Annotated in this window: 18 protein-coding genes; 7 read left to right on the top strand and 11 right to left on the bottom strand. The window is 42.1% G+C overall.

The genetic code is table 11. The annotated features are described in order from the left end of the window. Window positions 1–54 precede the first annotated feature (54 nt). A complete protein-coding gene (ystJ, locus tag G476_RS0113950; RefSeq protein ID WP_026690648.1) occupies window positions 55–1,296 on the bottom strand; it encodes an NADP-dependent malic enzyme in 1,242 nt (413 codons plus the stop codon). Between the two features lie 129 nt (window positions 1,297–1,425). Beyond that, window positions 1,426–4,815 (bottom strand): DNA polymerase III subunit alpha, encoded by a 3,390-nt coding sequence (gene dnaE / locus G476_RS0113955; protein ID WP_026690649.1) that lies wholly within the window; start codon window positions 4,813–4,815, stop codon window positions 1,426–1,428. A gap of 148 nt (window positions 4,816–4,963) precedes the next feature. Between dnaE and ytrH the strand changes: the two genes are divergently transcribed. The 3 genes from ytrH (at window position 4,964) to G476_RS0113970 (ending at window position 6,119) form a co-directional block, all read left to right on the top strand. Further along, window positions 4,964–5,296 carry a sporulation membrane protein YtrH gene (ytrH, locus tag G476_RS0113960; RefSeq protein WP_051314810.1) on the top strand — a complete coding sequence of 111 codons (333 nt, stop codon included), beginning with the start codon at window positions 4,964–4,966 and terminating at the stop codon, window positions 5,294–5,296. Further along, complete coding sequence (ytrI, locus tag G476_RS0113965; RefSeq protein WP_026690651.1) at window positions 5,293–5,796, top strand: sporulation membrane protein YtrI; 504 nt, start codon at window positions 5,293–5,295, stop codon at window positions 5,794–5,796. The genes ytrH and ytrI overlap by 4 nt, the downstream gene beginning before the upstream one ends. Before the next feature lie 134 nt (window positions 5,797–5,930). Then, entirely contained in the window at window positions 5,931–6,119 is a 189-nt protein-coding gene (locus tag G476_RS0113970; RefSeq protein WP_026690652.1) for a YtzJ family protein, read from the top strand. A gap of 37 nt (window positions 6,120–6,156) precedes the next feature. Here the strand turns inward: G476_RS0113970 and G476_RS0113975 are convergent, their stop codons facing one another. Further along, on the bottom strand, window positions 6,157–7,101 hold the full coding sequence (locus G476_RS0113975; RefSeq protein WP_035186526.1) for a DHH family phosphoesterase: 945 nt from the start codon (window positions 7,099–7,101) through the stop codon (window positions 6,157–6,159). A gap of 172 nt (window positions 7,102–7,273) precedes the next feature. Between G476_RS0113975 and G476_RS0113980 the strand changes: the two genes are divergently transcribed. After that, window positions 7,274–7,600, top strand: a complete 327-nt coding sequence (locus G476_RS0113980) for a YtpI family protein (protein WP_026690654.1) — start codon at window positions 7,274–7,276, stop codon at window positions 7,598–7,600. Window positions 7,601–7,675: 75 nt separating this feature from the next. On the opposite strand, the gene G476_RS0113985 is transcribed toward G476_RS0113980, so the two are convergent. The 4 genes from G476_RS0113985 to G476_RS0114000 form a co-directional block, all read right to left on the bottom strand. Then, the gene (locus G476_RS0113985; RefSeq protein ID WP_026690655.1) at window positions 7,676–8,986 is read right to left on the bottom strand and encodes a DRTGG domain-containing protein; all 1,311 of its coding nucleotides are present in this window, start codon (window positions 8,984–8,986) and stop codon (window positions 7,676–7,678) included. Between the two features lie 92 nt (window positions 8,987–9,078). After that, window positions 9,079–9,345 carry a hypothetical protein gene (locus tag G476_RS22070; protein ID WP_035186529.1) on the bottom strand — a complete coding sequence of 89 codons (267 nt, stop codon included), beginning with the start codon at window positions 9,343–9,345 and terminating at the stop codon, window positions 9,079–9,081. A 487-nt stretch (window positions 9,346–9,832) separates the two neighbouring features. Beyond that, on the bottom strand, window positions 9,833–10,339 hold the full coding sequence (locus G476_RS0113995; RefSeq protein ID WP_026690656.1) for a hypothetical protein: 507 nt from the start codon (window positions 10,337–10,339) through the stop codon (window positions 9,833–9,835). A 489-nt stretch (window positions 10,340–10,828) separates the two neighbouring features. Beyond that, window positions 10,829–11,509 carry a metal-dependent hydrolase gene (locus G476_RS0114000; protein ID WP_026690657.1) on the bottom strand — a complete coding sequence of 227 codons (681 nt, stop codon included), beginning with the start codon at window positions 11,507–11,509 and terminating at the stop codon, window positions 10,829–10,831. A 139-nt stretch (window positions 11,510–11,648) separates the two neighbouring features. Here G476_RS0114000 and G476_RS0114005 point away from each other — a divergent pair, with 139 nt between their 5' ends. After that, window positions 11,649–12,749 carry a M24 family metallopeptidase gene (locus G476_RS0114005; RefSeq protein WP_026690658.1) on the top strand — a complete coding sequence of 367 codons (1,101 nt, stop codon included), beginning with the start codon at window positions 11,649–11,651 and terminating at the stop codon, window positions 12,747–12,749. Between the two features lie 30 nt (window positions 12,750–12,779). Here the strand turns inward: G476_RS0114005 and G476_RS0114010 are convergent, their stop codons facing one another. The 3 genes from G476_RS0114010 to G476_RS0114020 all read right to left on the bottom strand — a co-directional run bounded on the left by G476_RS0114010 (window position 12,780) and on the right by G476_RS0114020 (window position 14,628). Next, a complete protein-coding gene (locus G476_RS0114010) occupies window positions 12,780–13,181 on the bottom strand; it encodes a hypothetical protein (protein WP_026690659.1) in 402 nt (133 codons plus the stop codon). A 42-nt stretch (window positions 13,182–13,223) separates the two neighbouring features. Beyond that, window positions 13,224–13,994, bottom strand: coding sequence for an SDR family oxidoreductase (locus G476_RS0114015; protein ID WP_026690660.1), 771 nt, complete (start codon window positions 13,992–13,994; stop codon window positions 13,224–13,226). A gap of 436 nt (window positions 13,995–14,430) precedes the next feature. Next, complete coding sequence (locus tag G476_RS0114020; RefSeq protein WP_026690661.1) at window positions 14,431–14,628, bottom strand: hypothetical protein; 198 nt, start codon at window positions 14,626–14,628, stop codon at window positions 14,431–14,433. Between the two features lie 206 nt (window positions 14,629–14,834). On the opposite strand from G476_RS0114020, the gene G476_RS0114025 reads away from it, so the two are divergent. Further along, window positions 14,835–15,284: a universal stress protein gene (locus G476_RS0114025; RefSeq protein WP_026690662.1), complete on the top strand. Its 450-nt coding sequence runs from the start codon at window positions 14,835–14,837 to the stop codon at window positions 15,282–15,284. 68 nt (window positions 15,285–15,352) lie between these two features. Further along, window positions 15,353–15,664: a hypothetical protein gene (locus tag G476_RS0114030; RefSeq protein ID WP_026690663.1), complete on the top strand. Its 312-nt coding sequence runs from the start codon at window positions 15,353–15,355 to the stop codon at window positions 15,662–15,664. Here the strand turns inward: G476_RS0114030 and G476_RS0114035 are convergent. After that, window positions 15,656–16,489 carry an EcsC family protein gene (locus G476_RS0114035; protein WP_026690664.1) on the bottom strand — a complete coding sequence of 278 codons (834 nt, stop codon included), beginning with the start codon at window positions 16,487–16,489 and terminating at the stop codon, window positions 15,656–15,658. The two genes, G476_RS0114030 and G476_RS0114035, sit on opposite strands and share 9 nt — an antisense overlap. Window positions 16,490–16,504: the final 15 nt, after the last annotated feature.

A 16,504-nucleotide genomic window follows, 5' to 3' on the forward strand; every position in this document is an offset into this window, starting at 1 on the left:
CGTGACCTGATAAGACATCTTCCAAAGCATCAATGGCATAAAGGAACCACTAATTTATTTACTTTCATCAATCATAGTTAATTGTTTCGTCTTTTTTTCTACATCATCTGGGTTAACTTTCTTTCTTGCTACACCTGTTTCCATCGCTGCAATCGCTACACTCTTTGCAACAGCAGGAGCTACACGGGGATCAAATGGTGCAGGAATCACGTAGTCCACATTCAATTCACTATCGCCAACGAGGCCGGCAATGGCCTTAACTGCAGCTACTTTCATTTCTTCGTTAATATGAGTAGCATATACGTCCAAAGCTCCGCGGAAAATGCCCGGAAACGCTAAAACGTTATTCACTTGGTTCGGGAAGTCGGACCTTCCTGTACCAATAACACTTGCGCCAGCTTCTTTTGCTTGGTCCGGCATGATTTCCGGTGTAGGGTTAGCCATGGCAAAGATGATCGGATCTGGATTCATACTTTGTACCATTTCTTTTGTAAGGGCTCCTTCTACAGATACACCGATAAATACGTCCGTATCTACAATCACATCTTTTAAACTTCCTTCAAGTTTCCCTTTGTTTGTTACTTGTGCCATTTCGTGTTTAAGATCATTCATGCCTGATGAACGTCCTTCATAAATGGCTCCTCTTGAATCACACAAGATGACCTCTTTACATCCCATGCTCAAGAGCAATTTTATGATTGCAATACCCGCTGCACCAGCACCGTTAATAACGACTTTAATTTCGGCCATGGACTTTCCAGTAATCTTTAAAGCATTTAAAAGTCCAGCTGCTGTAACGATCGCTGTTCCGTGTTGGTCGTCATGAAAAACAGGAATATTCATTTCCTTTTTTAATCGTTCTTCAATCTCAAAGCATCTCGGTGCAGCAATATCTTCTAAATTTACTCCGCCGAAAGTAGGCTCCATTAACTTTACTGTTTGGACAATCTCGTCCACATCATTTGTATTTAAACAAATAGGAAAGGCATCTACACCTGCAAAAGATTTAAACAACACCGCTTTTCCTTCCATAACCGGAAGTGAAGCTTCCGGTCCGATGTTTCCCAAACCAAGAACAGCAGTGCCATCGGAAACAACAGCAACCATATTTCCTTTCATGGTGTATTCGTACACAGTTTGCGGATCTTCGAAAATGGCTTTACATGGTTCTGCAACGCCAGGTGAATAGGCTAGTGACAAGTCCTGTGCATTTCTCACTGCCACTTTTGATACTGTTTCGAGCTTCCCTTTATGCACCCGGTGCATATGTAATGCTTCTTCTCGTAAAGTCGCCATTCTTCCACTCCTTTTTGATTTCTCATTCCTGTTATTGTAGTAAAGGGTATAGTCCCTTTTTCTATTTCCGTGGTGGTCTGACCACTTTTGGACAAGTTTCATTATAACAAATCCTGTCCACTTATACACCTATTCTTGTTTTACTACGACATTTTTTTCTCCTAATAAAGATTTAAGCCTGATCTGTAGACTTTTTTCTCCTGATACATTCCACTCATGATTTAATCTGTACACCTTTTTTAGCTTTTCATCATATAACACAACCGTCATATCACCTGGGTCATCTTTAAGCATTCTCTTTAGCCTTTCTCTATAACCTGGATCCTGATGATCATGATCAAGCTTCAAATAAAGGACGCTTTCTTTTTCACTCTTTTTCCCTGACTTCAGTTTATCGAGTAGTGTCATTTTATCGCCATTCAACTTCATTTGACCGTTGTGGCAGCTTGTTCGTCCTTCAAGAAAGACCAACTTTCCTTTTTCAGCAATGGATCTGTATGCTTCAAAAACAGTTGGAAAGAGAGTCACCTCTATTTCACCCGTTTCATCAGAAAGGACGGAGAAAGCCATTTGTTGCCCTTTTTTCGTCTTAATCACTTTCGTTTCTTCTATAAGACCGGCAATGCGTACGACGGTGCCTTCACTACTGTTCTCCAATGTATGTTTAATGGTCGAACGCTGATACCCACCCAAAACACTAGAATAGGAGTGGACAGGATGGTTTGATGCATAAAAGCCGAGCACTTGCTTTTCAAAGCTTAGTGACTCTTGTTCTCCAAAAGGAGGCACATCAAAGTAATTGGGTTTTTCAACAGGTTCATCAAACAGCCGGCTACCCTTTTGGTTATTCGCTTCGTTTAGCTTTTCCCCATACTCAAGAGCTGCATCCAGATTAGCCAAAAGACCGGCACGGTGTATACCGAATTCATCACAAGCTCCTGACACAATAAGAGCTTCAATGGTTCGCTTTGGTAAAGACCTCGGTGGAATCCGAGCACACAAATCAAACAAATCGTGAAAAGGCTCTTTTTTCCGTTCAGCCATAATCGCTTCAATGGCTTGAACGCCAACATTTTTAATGGCATTTAAACCAATACGGATGTCATTTTCTTTCGCAGTAAAACGAGAGTCACTTTTGTGTATGGACGGTCCTTTAATTTGAATTCCTTTCCTTCTGGCCTCTGAGATGTATTCCGCCATCTTGTCTTGATGGTGCACAACTCCTGACAAAAGGGAGGTCAAAAAAGAAGTAGGATAATTCGCTTTTAAGTAAGCAAGCTGATAAGCAATAATACTGTATGCCACCGCATGGCTTCGGTTAAATCCGTAATCAGCAAAGCGCACGATCAAGTCATACACCTTGTTTGCATCCTCAGTTTCATAGCCTTTCTTTATCGCCCCTGATACGAATTGTTCACGGCCTTTCTCTAGTACCTCACGCTTTTTCTTCCCTACAGCACGACGAAGAATATCCGCTTCTCCGAGAGAGAACCCTGCCATTTTTGAAGCAATCTGCATGATTTGCTCTTGGTAAATCATCACGCCGTATGTTTTATGAAGAATTGGCTCTAAATCCGGATGGGGATAGCGGATCTGCTCCTCTCCATGTTTTCTTTTAATATAAACAGGGATGTTCTCCATTGGACCTGGACGATATAATGCATTGACCGCTACGATATCTTCAAATTCCGTAGGCTTTAGCCTTTTTAACACACTTCGCATTCCAGACGATTCAAGCTGAAAAACACCACTGGCATCCCCTTCCGAGAGCATAGCAAACACATTCGGGTCATCAAAAGGAATCGTTTTAATATCAATATTCACCCCATGGTCCTCTTGAATTAAACGAACGATATTCTTAATAAAGCTCAAATTCCGAAGTCCCAAGAAGTCCATTTTCAATAAACCCAACTCTTCCAATACGCCCATCGGATATTGGGTGAGAAGCATGTTATCATTACCTGTTTGGACAGGTACAACGTCGGTAAGTTTTTCTTTGCTAATGACTACCCCCGCAGCATGTACGGACGTATGTCTTGGGAGTCCTTCGATTTCTACTGCAATGTGAAACAATTCAGCTAGCTCTTCATGATCGTCAAGGAGTTTTTTGATCGCAGGAACGTCTTTTTTCGCCTCTTCCAATGTAATGTTTGGCTTTGAAGGAATGAGCTTTGCCAGTCTATCGATTAGGCGCGAAGGCGTTTCTAACACACGCCCACCGTCTCTTAATGCCGCTTTTGCAGCTAGGGTTCCAAACGTTATGATTTGTGCTACATGATCTCGTCCATATTTCTTGGCAACATAGTGAATCACTTCGTCTCTTCTATCATCAGGGAAATCGATATCAATGTCGGGCATAGATACCCGTTCAGGATTTAAGAAACGTTCAAATAAAAGATCATACGCCAACGGATCAACATCCGTTATTTGAAGTACGTATGCAACAAGAGACCCAGCAGCCGAGCCACGCCCAGGGCCGGTAAGCATGCCTCGATCATGAGCGTAGGCCATGAAATCCCAAACGATCAAAAAGTAGTCATCATAATTCATTTTATGTATAACAGAAAGCTCATACTCAAGCCTTTCCCACACTTTTGTTTCAGGGGAATCACCGAAACGATTCTTTACCCCTTCTTCACATACCTCTCTTAAGTAGGAGCTTGGAGACTTTCCGTCTGGCACAGGATAAGCGGGTAGAACCTGACTGCCGAAATTGATTTTCACATTGCACTTTTCAGCAATCTTCAGAGCCGTTTCAACTGCTGTTGGCCAAGCATGAAAAATAGCCTTCATTTCTTCCTCTGTCTTCAAGTAATATTCAGTAGAGGAAACAAAAGAAGGCAGCTCCGCAAGGGTTTCTCCACGCCCGATCGCTTGAACAACAGAATGCGCACGTTCTTGTCCTTTACGTACGAATTGAACGTGATTGGTAGCTACAAAAGGAATTGCCTTTCCCCCATCCTTTTCCCAATTACGAAGTTGTATAAGTAGTTCTCGTTCTTCTGCTCGTTCGTGCATTTGTAACTCAATAAAAACATGGTCCTTGCCGAACGTATCTTCCAGAGCAAAGAGGGTTTCCCTTGCTTCTTCCCCTTTTCCATCACGGACCAGCTGTTGTACAATCCCTCCATCGAAGGGAGAGATCGCAAACATCGTCTCTGCGTCTATTTCGTTGAATGAGGAAACAGGAAGAACGGGCACTCCCTTTTCAGCGTGCTCATACGCCAGCGACGTTAGACGCATTAACGTTTCAAACCCTCTGTTGTTTTTAGCCAATAACACGAGCTGAAACAAGGCCCCTCTTTGACTTTTCGCCGTAAGCTCCACACCTAAAACAGGTTTTACACCTTGGTTGTGGCACTCTTTGTAAAAAGGCACAGCTCCGTACATTCCATTTTTATCCGTTAGGGCGAGGGCTGGCATTTGGAGCTCCTTTGCACGACTAACCAACTCTTTGATCTTTCCCGCACCATATAAAAAACTATATTCGCTGTGGACGTGAAGGTGAACAAAACTCACCGGCACCCCTCCTCTCCTTTGTATTGTTTTTACTATTGTAACGCAAACAGATGTTTGTGACACCTAGGACGAATATCTATCATAAGTTTATTTTATTTCCATAGACATGTAGTAATGGTTGTACAAAACCGGTGCGGGGGGATTGACGATGGATAGGGATTTTTTAGCGACGTTGATTATTGATTTTTTTGTGGCTTTCGGTGTCATTCTCGGAGGCTCGATTGTAGGTGGCATCGGCGCTTATCTCATTGGTAAACCACCAATGTCCATTATGCACGACCTCGCCTCTAGCTTGAAGATATGGGCACTTGTTGCTGCCATTGGGGGTACATTCGATGCGATTTCAAGCTTGGAACGTGGGATCTTCGGGGGAACGCATGCAGATATTGTTAAAACACTATTTATGATATTCGCGGCCCTTTGCGGTGCCCACAGTGGAACTGTACTTATCCAATGGATTACTCAGGAGGGAATTAAATGAGAATTCCTCCATTTTATCATGATAAAAGCTGGCAACGTTTTTTTGCCGGAGTCATCTTGGGGATGTTAATCGGGTGGCTCTTTTTTTTATATAATTTCGGCTATGTTCACGAGCATTTGCGAATGGAGATTGGGAAACAACGGTCAACGATCGAAAGCCACGAAAAAACAATCGAAATTCTTCGAAAGGATCAAGATGAACAAAATCGTCAGCTACAACAAATGCTTACAGTCCAAGAGATTAAAATAAATTTTCTAAACGAATCCGAAGTGAATTTAAGTGAGCTCACACTTTTCGAATTAAAAGGTGCAGTGGAAAGTGAGCTCGAACTGGTTCGGAACAAAAGCCTTGAGAACGTTCATATGACAAAAGATGTTCTAAAAAAAGCAATCGAAAATAAACGATTCGGTATCAACGAAAAGTATTATCAGTTGAAAATTGAAAATACAACGATATACTCGGTATTAGAGCTTGATATTACCATTCACTCGGCAGAATGATCTGTGGCAATTTTTTGAACCTTTACGAAAATTCGTTCCCCTTCTCCAAAAAGAGGTATAATGGTAATAGAAACCAATCACACATACACAGTCGCACACATAGCATATAAATGGTGAGAAGGAGGTACTTACACATGAAAATCATGAGCAGAAGTAAATTGGCTAAAGAAAAGGTACAACGAATTCAAGCTGGATTTTCCGCTTTCGCCGAGACGCAGGAAGTGACTGACCTCATTCGAAAAGAGATTAAATCTATGGGACTTGACGTCATTGAAGAACAAACAGATGCAGGTTCTTGGTTCATCCCTAAAAAAAGAGCGTGACGCCACTGTGATTTACAGTCGCGTCCGCTCTTTTTTTCTACTCCTTGTATCTTTCGCAGATTTCGTCTAATTCTTTCAAAAGGCGTTCAGCCTCATCCCATGAGTAAGCCGTTGCACCAGAGGCCATCGGATGCCCCCCACCATGGTAACGTGCCGCCAGATCATTAATAACAGGCCCTTTTGACCTAAGACGAACACGAATTTCATCTTCCTCTTCCACGAAAAAGACCCATGCCTTAACACCTTTTAATGTTGAAAAAGAGTTTACGATACTTGCTGTCATTCCCGCATCAACTTTGTACGTTTCAAGGAGATCCTTCGGAAGTTTAATGTAAGCAGCGCCAGAAGGCATCAACTCTACATTTGACAAAACGTACCCCTCCATCCGAACTAGATCAATGGATTTTTCGTACATCGCATTGTATAACGACGTTCTTGAAAAACGGCCTTCAATCAATTTACCAGCCCAGTAAAACGTACGATCTGTCGTGTTTGGGTGCCTGAATCGCCCAGTGTCACCAACGATCCCTGCGTATAGAAGACGCGCGGCTTCATCACTTAATCGCGCACCTTCTTTGCTCCATTCTTCAAAAAGCTCACAAATCATTTCTGATGTGGAGCTCGCCTCAACATCCACCCACGATTCGTCTCCATAAGCATCCACTTCAGGGTGATGATCAATTTTAATTAACGTCTTCCCATCTTTGTAACGCTGGTCGTCAATACGAGGAACATTGGCTGTATCACATACGATGACAAGGGCATTTTGATAGTCTTCGTCTTTAACGTGATCCATTTTTTTAAGAAAAGAAAACTCTCCGTCATCCTCCCCCGCTAGGAGAACCGTTTTCCCTTCCGTGTTTTCCAAAATCAATTCTTTTAGACCTGCCTGTGAACCAATGGCATCCGGGTCCGGTCTTACATGTCTATGTATAATAATCGTTTCGTATTGTTTAATTTTTTCAATGATACGTTGCTTCATTATCCAATCTCCTGTTCAATTTGACGTGATTAGCTTTAGAGTATCTTATATTTACACATTATACAATGTTGTGAACAACCTTGATATAAAAACAGAAAGTGTGCTATTTTAACTAAGAAAGCGTTCGTGATATTCGCAGCATCCATAGCTGTTAGATAAAAGGAGATTTTTTATGCTAATTCCTATCATCATTGTCGTTTCCTTTGTTTTGTTCGTTTATTTTAAAGTTCAGCAAACAAAAGCTCGCGGCTTGATGGAAAGTCGTTGGTATTCTTCCAAAGCCAGTGTGGCTGTCGGAATCGCCATTGGTACGTTCGGCTTAAACGCCATGATTAACTTGGGTACGTCCGTCGCAACTACAATTGGTGTCATTTTCATCATCTATGGCGGGATCAATGTCTTTTTTGGATTAAAAAATTACAAGACGTTCCTCCCATATGCTCGAAAAGAAGTAGAAGAGATTCGGAAGCAAGAATCAAAAGAACAACCTGCTAAATAAAATGAAAAGACTGTTGCCGAAATTCGGCAGCAGTCTTTTTTGAGGCTAAAACATTAAATACCAGCGTTTTCACCTTTAGCGATCGATTAACTGAGCCATAATCATGGCCTTTCCGACGATCTGATTTTCGTGGAAAATCTCCACATCGACCTTACCGAACTTCCGGCCGACCTCCAGCACCTTCGGATAAACTTTCATCTCACTATCGATCTGTACTGGTTTGATAAAAAAGAGGGTAATGTTCTCTACAACAAGATCCCCTTTTTTATATTTCCTTAGCACCCTGCTTCCTGCTTCTGTCACAATCGTTGTCATGACCCCATATGAAACGGTACCAAGATGGTTCGTCATTTGTGGTGTCACTTCTAGACGATAGACATGCTCTTGTGAAGACGATATGTCCTCAAAGTGGCGCGTAACGAGATCCTCAATAGTCTCTCCTACTTGCGGTTGTCTTTGAATCATTTGTAATGCTTTCAATACATCTTGTCGACTGATTACTCCTAAGAGCCTTCGACCGGAATCGGTTACCGGGAGAAGTTCAATTCCTTCCCAGACCATTCGGTGAGCTGCTGATGCTACAGATGTTTTGGACGTGACCGCTATCGGCTGTTTCGTCATTACCTTTTCAATTTCTACAAACGGACTTACACCCATCACATCTTTTGCTGTGACCATTCCTAGAAGCTTTCCGTCTACTTCATCAATAACCGGATAGCGGCTATGGCTCGTTCGCTTGTTTAACTCATGCCACTTTTCAACAGTGTGTGCATTTGTCATCAAGTATGTTTCGTCATGGGGAATAAGGATATCTTCTACCATAAGAATTTCTTTTTTAATTAATTGATCATAGATAGCCCGGTTGATCATCGCTGCAACGGTAAACGTATCATACGTGGTGGACATAATCGGCAACTCAAGACTGTCCGCCAATGCCTTTACTTCATCATTCGTATCAAACCCACCTGTGATTAAGACAGCTGCCCCTGATTCAAGGGCCATCTTGTGCACTTGCTCACGGTTACCAACGATAAGTAAATTCTCAGGCTCCACGTATCGCATCATGGCTTCCGCTTTCATGGCACCGATTACAAATTTACTAAGGGTTTTATATAAGCCGTCTCGTCCACCGAGGACTTGTCCGTCCACAATATTAATAACTTCCGCAAACGTCAGCTTTTCAATGTTCTCTTTTTGTTTTTTTTCAATCCGAATCGTACCTACTCGCTCAATAGTGCTAACGATGCCTTGGTTCTCTGCATCCTTTATTGCTCTGTACGCTGTTCCCTCGCTCACTTGGAGGGCTTTGGCAATTTGCCTAACGGAGATCTTACTTCCCACATCCAAGGTACGAATATGTTGAAGGATCTGTTCATGTTTTGTCATCCTGCTATCCACCCCATAAGAGCTGTTCCACTCTTGTTTAGTCATCTGTACTAATACAAGTATACTTTGTCAGCCCTGGGGTTTCAAGCTCATCAGTAGGTTCCGCGCAGTTTTTTTCTCTGGCTGTTTTCCTTCACTTTACGTTCCTGTCCTTCATCTCTGTTGTCCATCTGTCTCTCTTTGTCTCGTTCTTTAAGCCAAGCGTAGACGTTTCCTCCAAGTACAATGAGTGCAAATGCGAGCCAGGCAAATGCGAAGTACACAGCTAAGCCTTCTCCTAAAAAAGGAATTCTAGGCAATGCCAAATATAGCAATAAAAATGTAAGTAATACACATAAGAACAATCGTGAACTTTTCATTAAAATCACCTCTGTTCTAGCCTATGACTTGTCTTAGTAAGACAGAACGGGCGATTTTGAATTGAATTGTTTAAATAAAAAAGCTCCATAGCCGCCAACTTAAGGAATTGAGTAAAGTTAGTAAGCATAATAAAGGTGTAGCCGGAATGTTCTCCGCTTTCCGTGGTAGTAAGGTGAGCCTCCTTACTTTGTTCCGGGGGTCTCACCCATAGCCGTCAAGTTAAGCAAAATTGGCGGCTTTTTTTGGTTATTTGTCTTATTGATCATTCACCCTCATTTTCTCACATAACAAATAAGCTTCCTTTTGGAAGTTTTTTTGGCAAAGATATTCCGTTACAGGTGGACGCTTTCCGCGGGCATCGCCTTAGCCTCCTCGGGAAAGGCGCCCTGCGGGGTCTTCGGCTGATGCTATTCCCGCTGGAGTCGCCACCTTTCACTCCATTTTCTACTTTAACAAAAGGTAATCTTTATAAAATAAACAGCTTATTCAAATCTGTAAAAGTATCAGCTTTTCTTCCTCCTTCCTCGTGTTCTTTAAGACTTGAAAAGGTGTCTCACAATTCTTCTTTCTACACTTCCTACATCGTCTTCGAATGGCTTCTGTGTATTGATGAAATAGGTTATTTATCTTAATTGGTGATCCACTTGTTCGGAAGAACTCTTCGGCACTCTCACGTAATCCTTTCATGCATTTCATCTCACTGACTTCAATCTCTTCGTTTTCATATAACGCACTTCGCGCTTCAAATGTAATCATACTAGACATCAGAAGTGCAATGAGTTGGCCATACAAGTGGCACTCAAAGCGCTCCTGTTTAATGTTTTTTACTTTATGAATGCCATAATACGTTATCACAAATGATATGAACTTGGACATGTGATCAGGTGTAGCCGGAATGTTCGCAGACTCCTGCGGCAGTGGGAGCCAGGAGAGACCCCGCAAGGGCTTTGCCCGAGGAGGCTCGCCGGCACCGCCGCGGAAAGCGAAGAACATTCCGGTTACACCTTTCTTCAACCTATTTACTACAGTCAATCCTTAAGTTGACGGCTATGGGGGTCTCACCTTGGCCCCGACTACCACAGGAGTCTCGGCCATTCCGGCTACACCTTTTCACATGCTCACATTTATAATTTTTATGACAGTTAAGAGTTTTTGTAAATCACCCTTTCATATGATAGTTGTTAAATATTTCGATAAAGTAAGATGAGAAGACACAGCGTTTACAGGTTTTAATGAGGTGTTATTTGCTTGGTAATATTACTCTTTTCTTTCTTGTAAGAAAAAGAAAGGCAGCGACTCTGCTGGGAATAGCAAAATCATTCCTTCATGATCTGGCTGACTACACCTAATCCCACATTCCAGTTCAAATCGTCAATAACAGTTGAAAAGATCCACACAAATGAGTTAACCATAAGAGTAAGTATCATTTCGTATGCATTAAAAAAATGAGCGGGCTCTTATACGCCCACTCATCCTTACTGTTTATAATTCCAGTTCATCGCCAGGTCTCATAACGTGACCTGCATCATTGCCCAATGCATCAGCAAACGCATCTGGATTTTGTTCAATCACCGGAAAGGTATTGTAGTGAACAGGTACAACTTTTTTTGCTCCGATCCACTCCGCCGCTACAGCAGCGTCCCCAGGTCCCATCGTGAAGTTGTCCCCAATTGGTAGAAAGGCTACATCAATGCGGTACTTTTCCAATAGCTTCATGTCAGAGTAAAGAGCAGTATCCCCAGCGTGATAGATGGTCTTTCCTTCGGCGAAAAATAAAATTCCACTTGGCATTCCCGTATAGATGATTTCTTGTTTTTCCTCATCCGTATAAGCCGAACCGTGAAAGGCTTGGGTTAATTTCACCCGTCCGAAATCAAACTCATGAGCCCCTCCTATATGCATTGGGTGAGTGTTAACCCCTTTCCAGCCCAGATAGGTTGCCAGTTCAAACGGAGCTACAACAAGGGCATCGTTTCTCTTAGCAATATCCACCGTGTCACCGACGTGGTCATTGTGTCCATGTGTGAGTAAAATGACGTCTGCTTTCACATCGTCTGCTTTCAAGTCGCACTGGTCGTTCCCATTAATGAATGGATCGATTAAAATCGTTTTGCCATTCGTTTCAATCTTTACTACAGAATGTCCATGAAATGATACCTTCATTATTTCTCACTCCTTCTACAGTCATTATTCGTTATCAACCATTAATTACCCTTTTGTCCGAACATTCATGCATCGATTTCATTGTCTATGTTAGAATAGACCAAGCATATTAAGAAAAAAATAGGTTCAGGAGGCTTACATGACAAATCGTATAGAAGCACTAAAATCATGGATGGCATCACACCAAGCCGATGCTGTTTTTTTACAAACACGGGCAAACGTTTTTTACACAACCGGTTTTGATACTGACCCTCACGAAAGACTAGTCGCATCTTGCTTTTTCCAAAACGCAGACCCGCTCGTTGTTTGCCCAGGAATGGAAATGAACCAAGTAAAAGAAGAATTTACAGGTGACATTATCGGATACTCGGACACCGACAACCCCTGGACCATGTTAGGAGAAGCTTGGAGCAGTCGCCTTGATAACATTAAGACCATCGCTGTGGAGCGAGGCATTTCATGGGAACGCCTAAAAGCATTGCAAACCGCGTTTCCGAAAACTTCGTTTATAGAAGTGGATGAGGCATTGGAAGCAGCGCGCCTGATCAAAGACAAGCATGAAGTTGCTATCCTTAAAGAAGCTGCTCAATTAGCCGACTTTGGCGTAAAAACGGGTGTGGCTGCTCTAAAGGAAGGCGTTACAGAAATGGAAGTGCTCGCTACGATTGAATATGCTTTGAAGAAAAAAGGGGTTCGTGAAATGGCCTTTTCTACCATGGTTCTCTTTGGTGAAAAAGCCGGCGATCCTCATGGAAACCCTGGAACGAGAACGTTAAAAAAAGGAGACGCGGTTTTATTCGACCTTGGCGTCATTTGGAAAGGGTACGCATCGGATATCACTCGTACCGTCTTCTTCGATCACGTAAAAGATTCTGATCAAGCAATATACGAAACCGTACTAACGGCTCAAATGAAAGCTCTCGAGTTATGTAAGCCCGGAACGCCGATTGGTGAACTGGACCAAACCGCGAGAGGATGGATTTCTAAAAAAGGATATGGGGATTACTTCCCTCATCGACTCGGCCACGGTCTCGGAATTCAAGTGCACGAGTTCCCATCTATGCACGCGAATAACACAGAGCCTTTAAAACAAGGAATGGCGTTTACAATAGAGCCGGGCATTTATTTACCAAATCAAGCCGGCGTCCGTATTGAAGACGACGTCTTTATTACTGAAAATGGCTATGAAACCTTTACCAAATACCCGAAAGAGCTTCAAATTGTAAAAAGTAAACAATAGCGGTTTCACAAAAAGAAGGCTTTCTCTTAATCAGAGAGAGCCTTCTTCTTTATCGTTCCAAACCCACGTGTACAAACAGCGATCACGATCAATCAAGGACGCTCTAAATGACGAAATGTCTTTATAACCGAGCTCTTTTAATCGTTTAACCATACCCTCTACATCGGCATTTTTATTAAGAGACAGCGCATCAAAGACATTCAATACATCTTCCTTTGCTTCCTCTCCCTTTGCAACAAATGAACCTTTCTCAAACTCATAGGAATGAGGGTTTTGATACTCCCACTCATACTCCGTACCATCTGCAACAAGTGTGACTTTCACTTCACTGTATGCGAGGAGTTCATCTGTTATTGTTTGCGCTTGAACCGGACTTGTTACCACATTAATCATCATGAACATTGTCATCCATACAAAGATCCGTTTTTTCATCGATCTCACCTCTATCGTCATTTTGAGGTGTTTTCCTTTGTTTTATTCATTCGACTTTCGATGTTTATGAAGAACATCAATTCCGCCAGTCACTTCAATGACAGTTCCTGTTACCATATCTGCATTCGAATCGGCTAAGAAAAGAACCGTTCGGGCGATGTCTTCTCCTGTTCCTGAACGCCCTACCGGTGTAACCTCATCCTTTTTGGATCTCGACTCTTCAATCGAGGCCTCTTTCATCTCACCTATAATTTCCCCGGGGCATATCATGTTGGCAGTGATTCCATACTCCGCTTCTTCAATCGACAAGCTTTTGGTCAACGATACGAGTCCTACTTTAGAAGCTGCAAAGGCTGATCGGTAAAGCCAGCCTGGGGTGTGCTCAGCTCCTTGGAAGCCATAAGTAATAATTCGGCCAAATCGTTGTTCACGCATCTTCGGGACTAATCCTTTTAGCAACTGAAAGGCTGATGTGAGGTTTCCATCCATCATCATTTGCCATTCATCATCAGTGTAATCCATCAATTTCTTTCGCTCAAAAATGTACGGCCCTGCATTTAGTACCAGAACATCCACTGTACCAAAGCGCCCGAGACTGTTATGTATGATCGTTTGAATGTCCTCTCGATTTGTCAGGTCGCCTTTTACAAATTGAAACCTACCTTCAAACTCGCGAAGTTCATCTCGAAAACGAGCAACGGCTTCCTCATCACTTCTGTAATGAATGGTTGTTACATACCCTGCTTCCAAGAGTTTTTCTGTTACTTTTTTCCCGAGACCTTTTGATCCTGCAGTAATTAGTGCATGGCGCATAGGTTATCACCTTTCATTACTAGTTCATACTCCCATTATAATCTTGGAAAGGTCCGGTGTAAAAACTTATGCCGTTTTCACTTCTCATGGACTAACGTGCGAGCGTCTTGATCACGAGCCATAAAGGATGCTTGACTCATCGTCCTCAATGGCGTAAGTCATGATATTTTTATGCCGAACGTACAAGCTTGTAAGCTCGTAGAGGAGTCGAGCTAAAACGTAGAAATGATTAACCCATACGTCCTATAAGGAGGAAGATATTCATACTGGATAAAAAAATCATGAAAGTGAAGTGCCTCACTCCCTTTCATGATTAATGAAGTGCTACTCCGTAAGAATTGTTGCTAGTTATTCGGGATGAATAATGTAAATCCTGACTGTACGCGAATGAAAAAATACATTCATCACCCTAGCAACAATTCTACAGGAGCAATACTTATTTATCCTTTTTCTTCTTTTTCTTTTTCTTTTTTTCAGATAAATTCTTTTCTTGGTTTGGTTCTTCTGCAAACTCTTCATTGAAGGTTTTGTGCTCAGGAGAATGTTGATAATAGGAATCCATCAGCTGGTTATGGGTGGCCATTTCTCCTTCATTATCATACAACCCACCTGAAAGTTTGTTCTTCTTAGGCATGCGGTTACCCTCCCTTCATTTATGGATAGTATTTGACCATCCTGAATGTTTTATGTTTGAGAGAGGGGAAAATGGTGAAGACATCCGCATGTATAGAGCATACTGAAGAAGGACGATTGTGGTCTTTAAAAAACGCTTTTTTCCCTAATACGACTATAGGTTTGTTATAATTAAATTATAGTAAAATATGGAGGAGATGATCACAAATGGCGATACGTTATTCAAACATTTTGGTGGCAGTTGATGGTTCTGATGAAGCAAAACGCGCTTTAAGAAAAGCAAGTGTAATGACAAAGGAACAAGACAGTACGTTATATATTGCTCACATCGTAGACACTCGCACCTTTGCTTCTATCGACCATTATGATCGCACCATTGTTAAAGAAGCAGAAGAATATGCAAAGAAGATGCTCGATTCCTACAAAACAATTGCTGAAGAAGCAGGGCTCCAAGATGTACGACTCGTAACAGATTACGGCTCTCCAAAAGTAAAAATTGCCAAGGATTTAGCCACCAAATATGAGATTGATCTAATTGTCACCGGTGCCACTGGATTAAATGCTGTCGAAAGGTTTTTAATCGGAAGTGTGTCGGAGTATATTACTCGTCATGCACGCTGTGACGTATTGGTTGTAAGAAGTGAGGTTCCTTCCTAGAAGGTAAATCATATAAAGTCGTGGTGTACTTTTTCAGTGGCTTCAGAAGTGAGTAAGGACGGAGGCATATGACATATACATTTGTTTTTGATAAACGCCTAAAAATCTACATCCCTAAGGTCTACACAGAGTGGAACAAACTGGACCGGTTTACTCAAGAAGAGATTCTATATAAGTGGGAGCACTCCCGTGGTCAAATACCAGATCTCATCAAAGAACTGGATCGCAAAATCGAAATCAAACAGCAACGTTTGTACGAAGAAGAGGATTTTGAAAAAAGTTGTCAACTTAATGACGATATCTCCTATCTTGCTTCAATCATAAACGACCTCTGGATCTGGTACAGATCAACAGAGGTCGTTACCGTTAAATCATCGTAGTTTTTCAAGAAGGTGGCGCTTTTGATAAAATTGATGCGCCCCTTCTGCGATTTGTTTCGTGAATTGATAATTAAACGCTGCACCAGCAAAAATCCCGAACACCGGAAGGCCTTGCACCACTTTTTTTCTAAGGACGGATAGCAAAAACAGCTTAATAATGTTTTGTAGCGGGCGTTGCATCCATGCATGGGAAACCACATCTTCTTCCCCATCATAAAAGAGCCACTCTTCATCAGCAGATGCCGCTTCTTTCTCCAGCTCCCCCCAGACCTCCTGTTGCAAGTGACGAGGTAAAGAAACCATATGAAACACCTTAAGAACAAACATCATCTCATAAGGCTTTCTTAAATCGTACCCATAGGTCATGGCCACTCTCTGGACTGTTCGCAAGTTAATCGCTAAGAGAAGAGGTAAATCGGCTACCGTAAACAGTAACCCCCCCATCCCTGTTAAGCTTCCCTGCCCTAAAGAAACCAACCGTTGCTTTGCCAGTTGCTTTCTTGCTATGAATCGAAGTTGGTCTATCGAAAGCTCTTTCATATCACGAATTTCGCTGATGTTGTTGTTAAAGATTCTTGCCTCTGTTAGGAGGTATTCAACGGTTTGCTTTTCATATCTTGTTTGCTGGATCGCTGATTGAACATGAAACAACACATTATCAGTAATGGTAAGAAGCTTCCCTCTCCAACGGTGATCAACTGCCGCATACGCTTGGTTCATCCACTTATGGTATGTAAGAGAGAAGTCTGTACCCACTTCTTCAAAGTACGTCGCTTCCCATCTCTTTATGTCTTCCAACGCTTGTTCTTCTCTAGAGTTATACATTGTTTCAGCCTCACT

The organism is Alteribacter aurantiacus DSM 18675, from assembly GCF_000429705.1.
In the GTDB taxonomy this organism is placed as follows: domain Bacteria; phylum Bacillota; class Bacilli; order Bacillales; family Salisediminibacteriaceae; genus Alteribacter; species Alteribacter aurantiacus.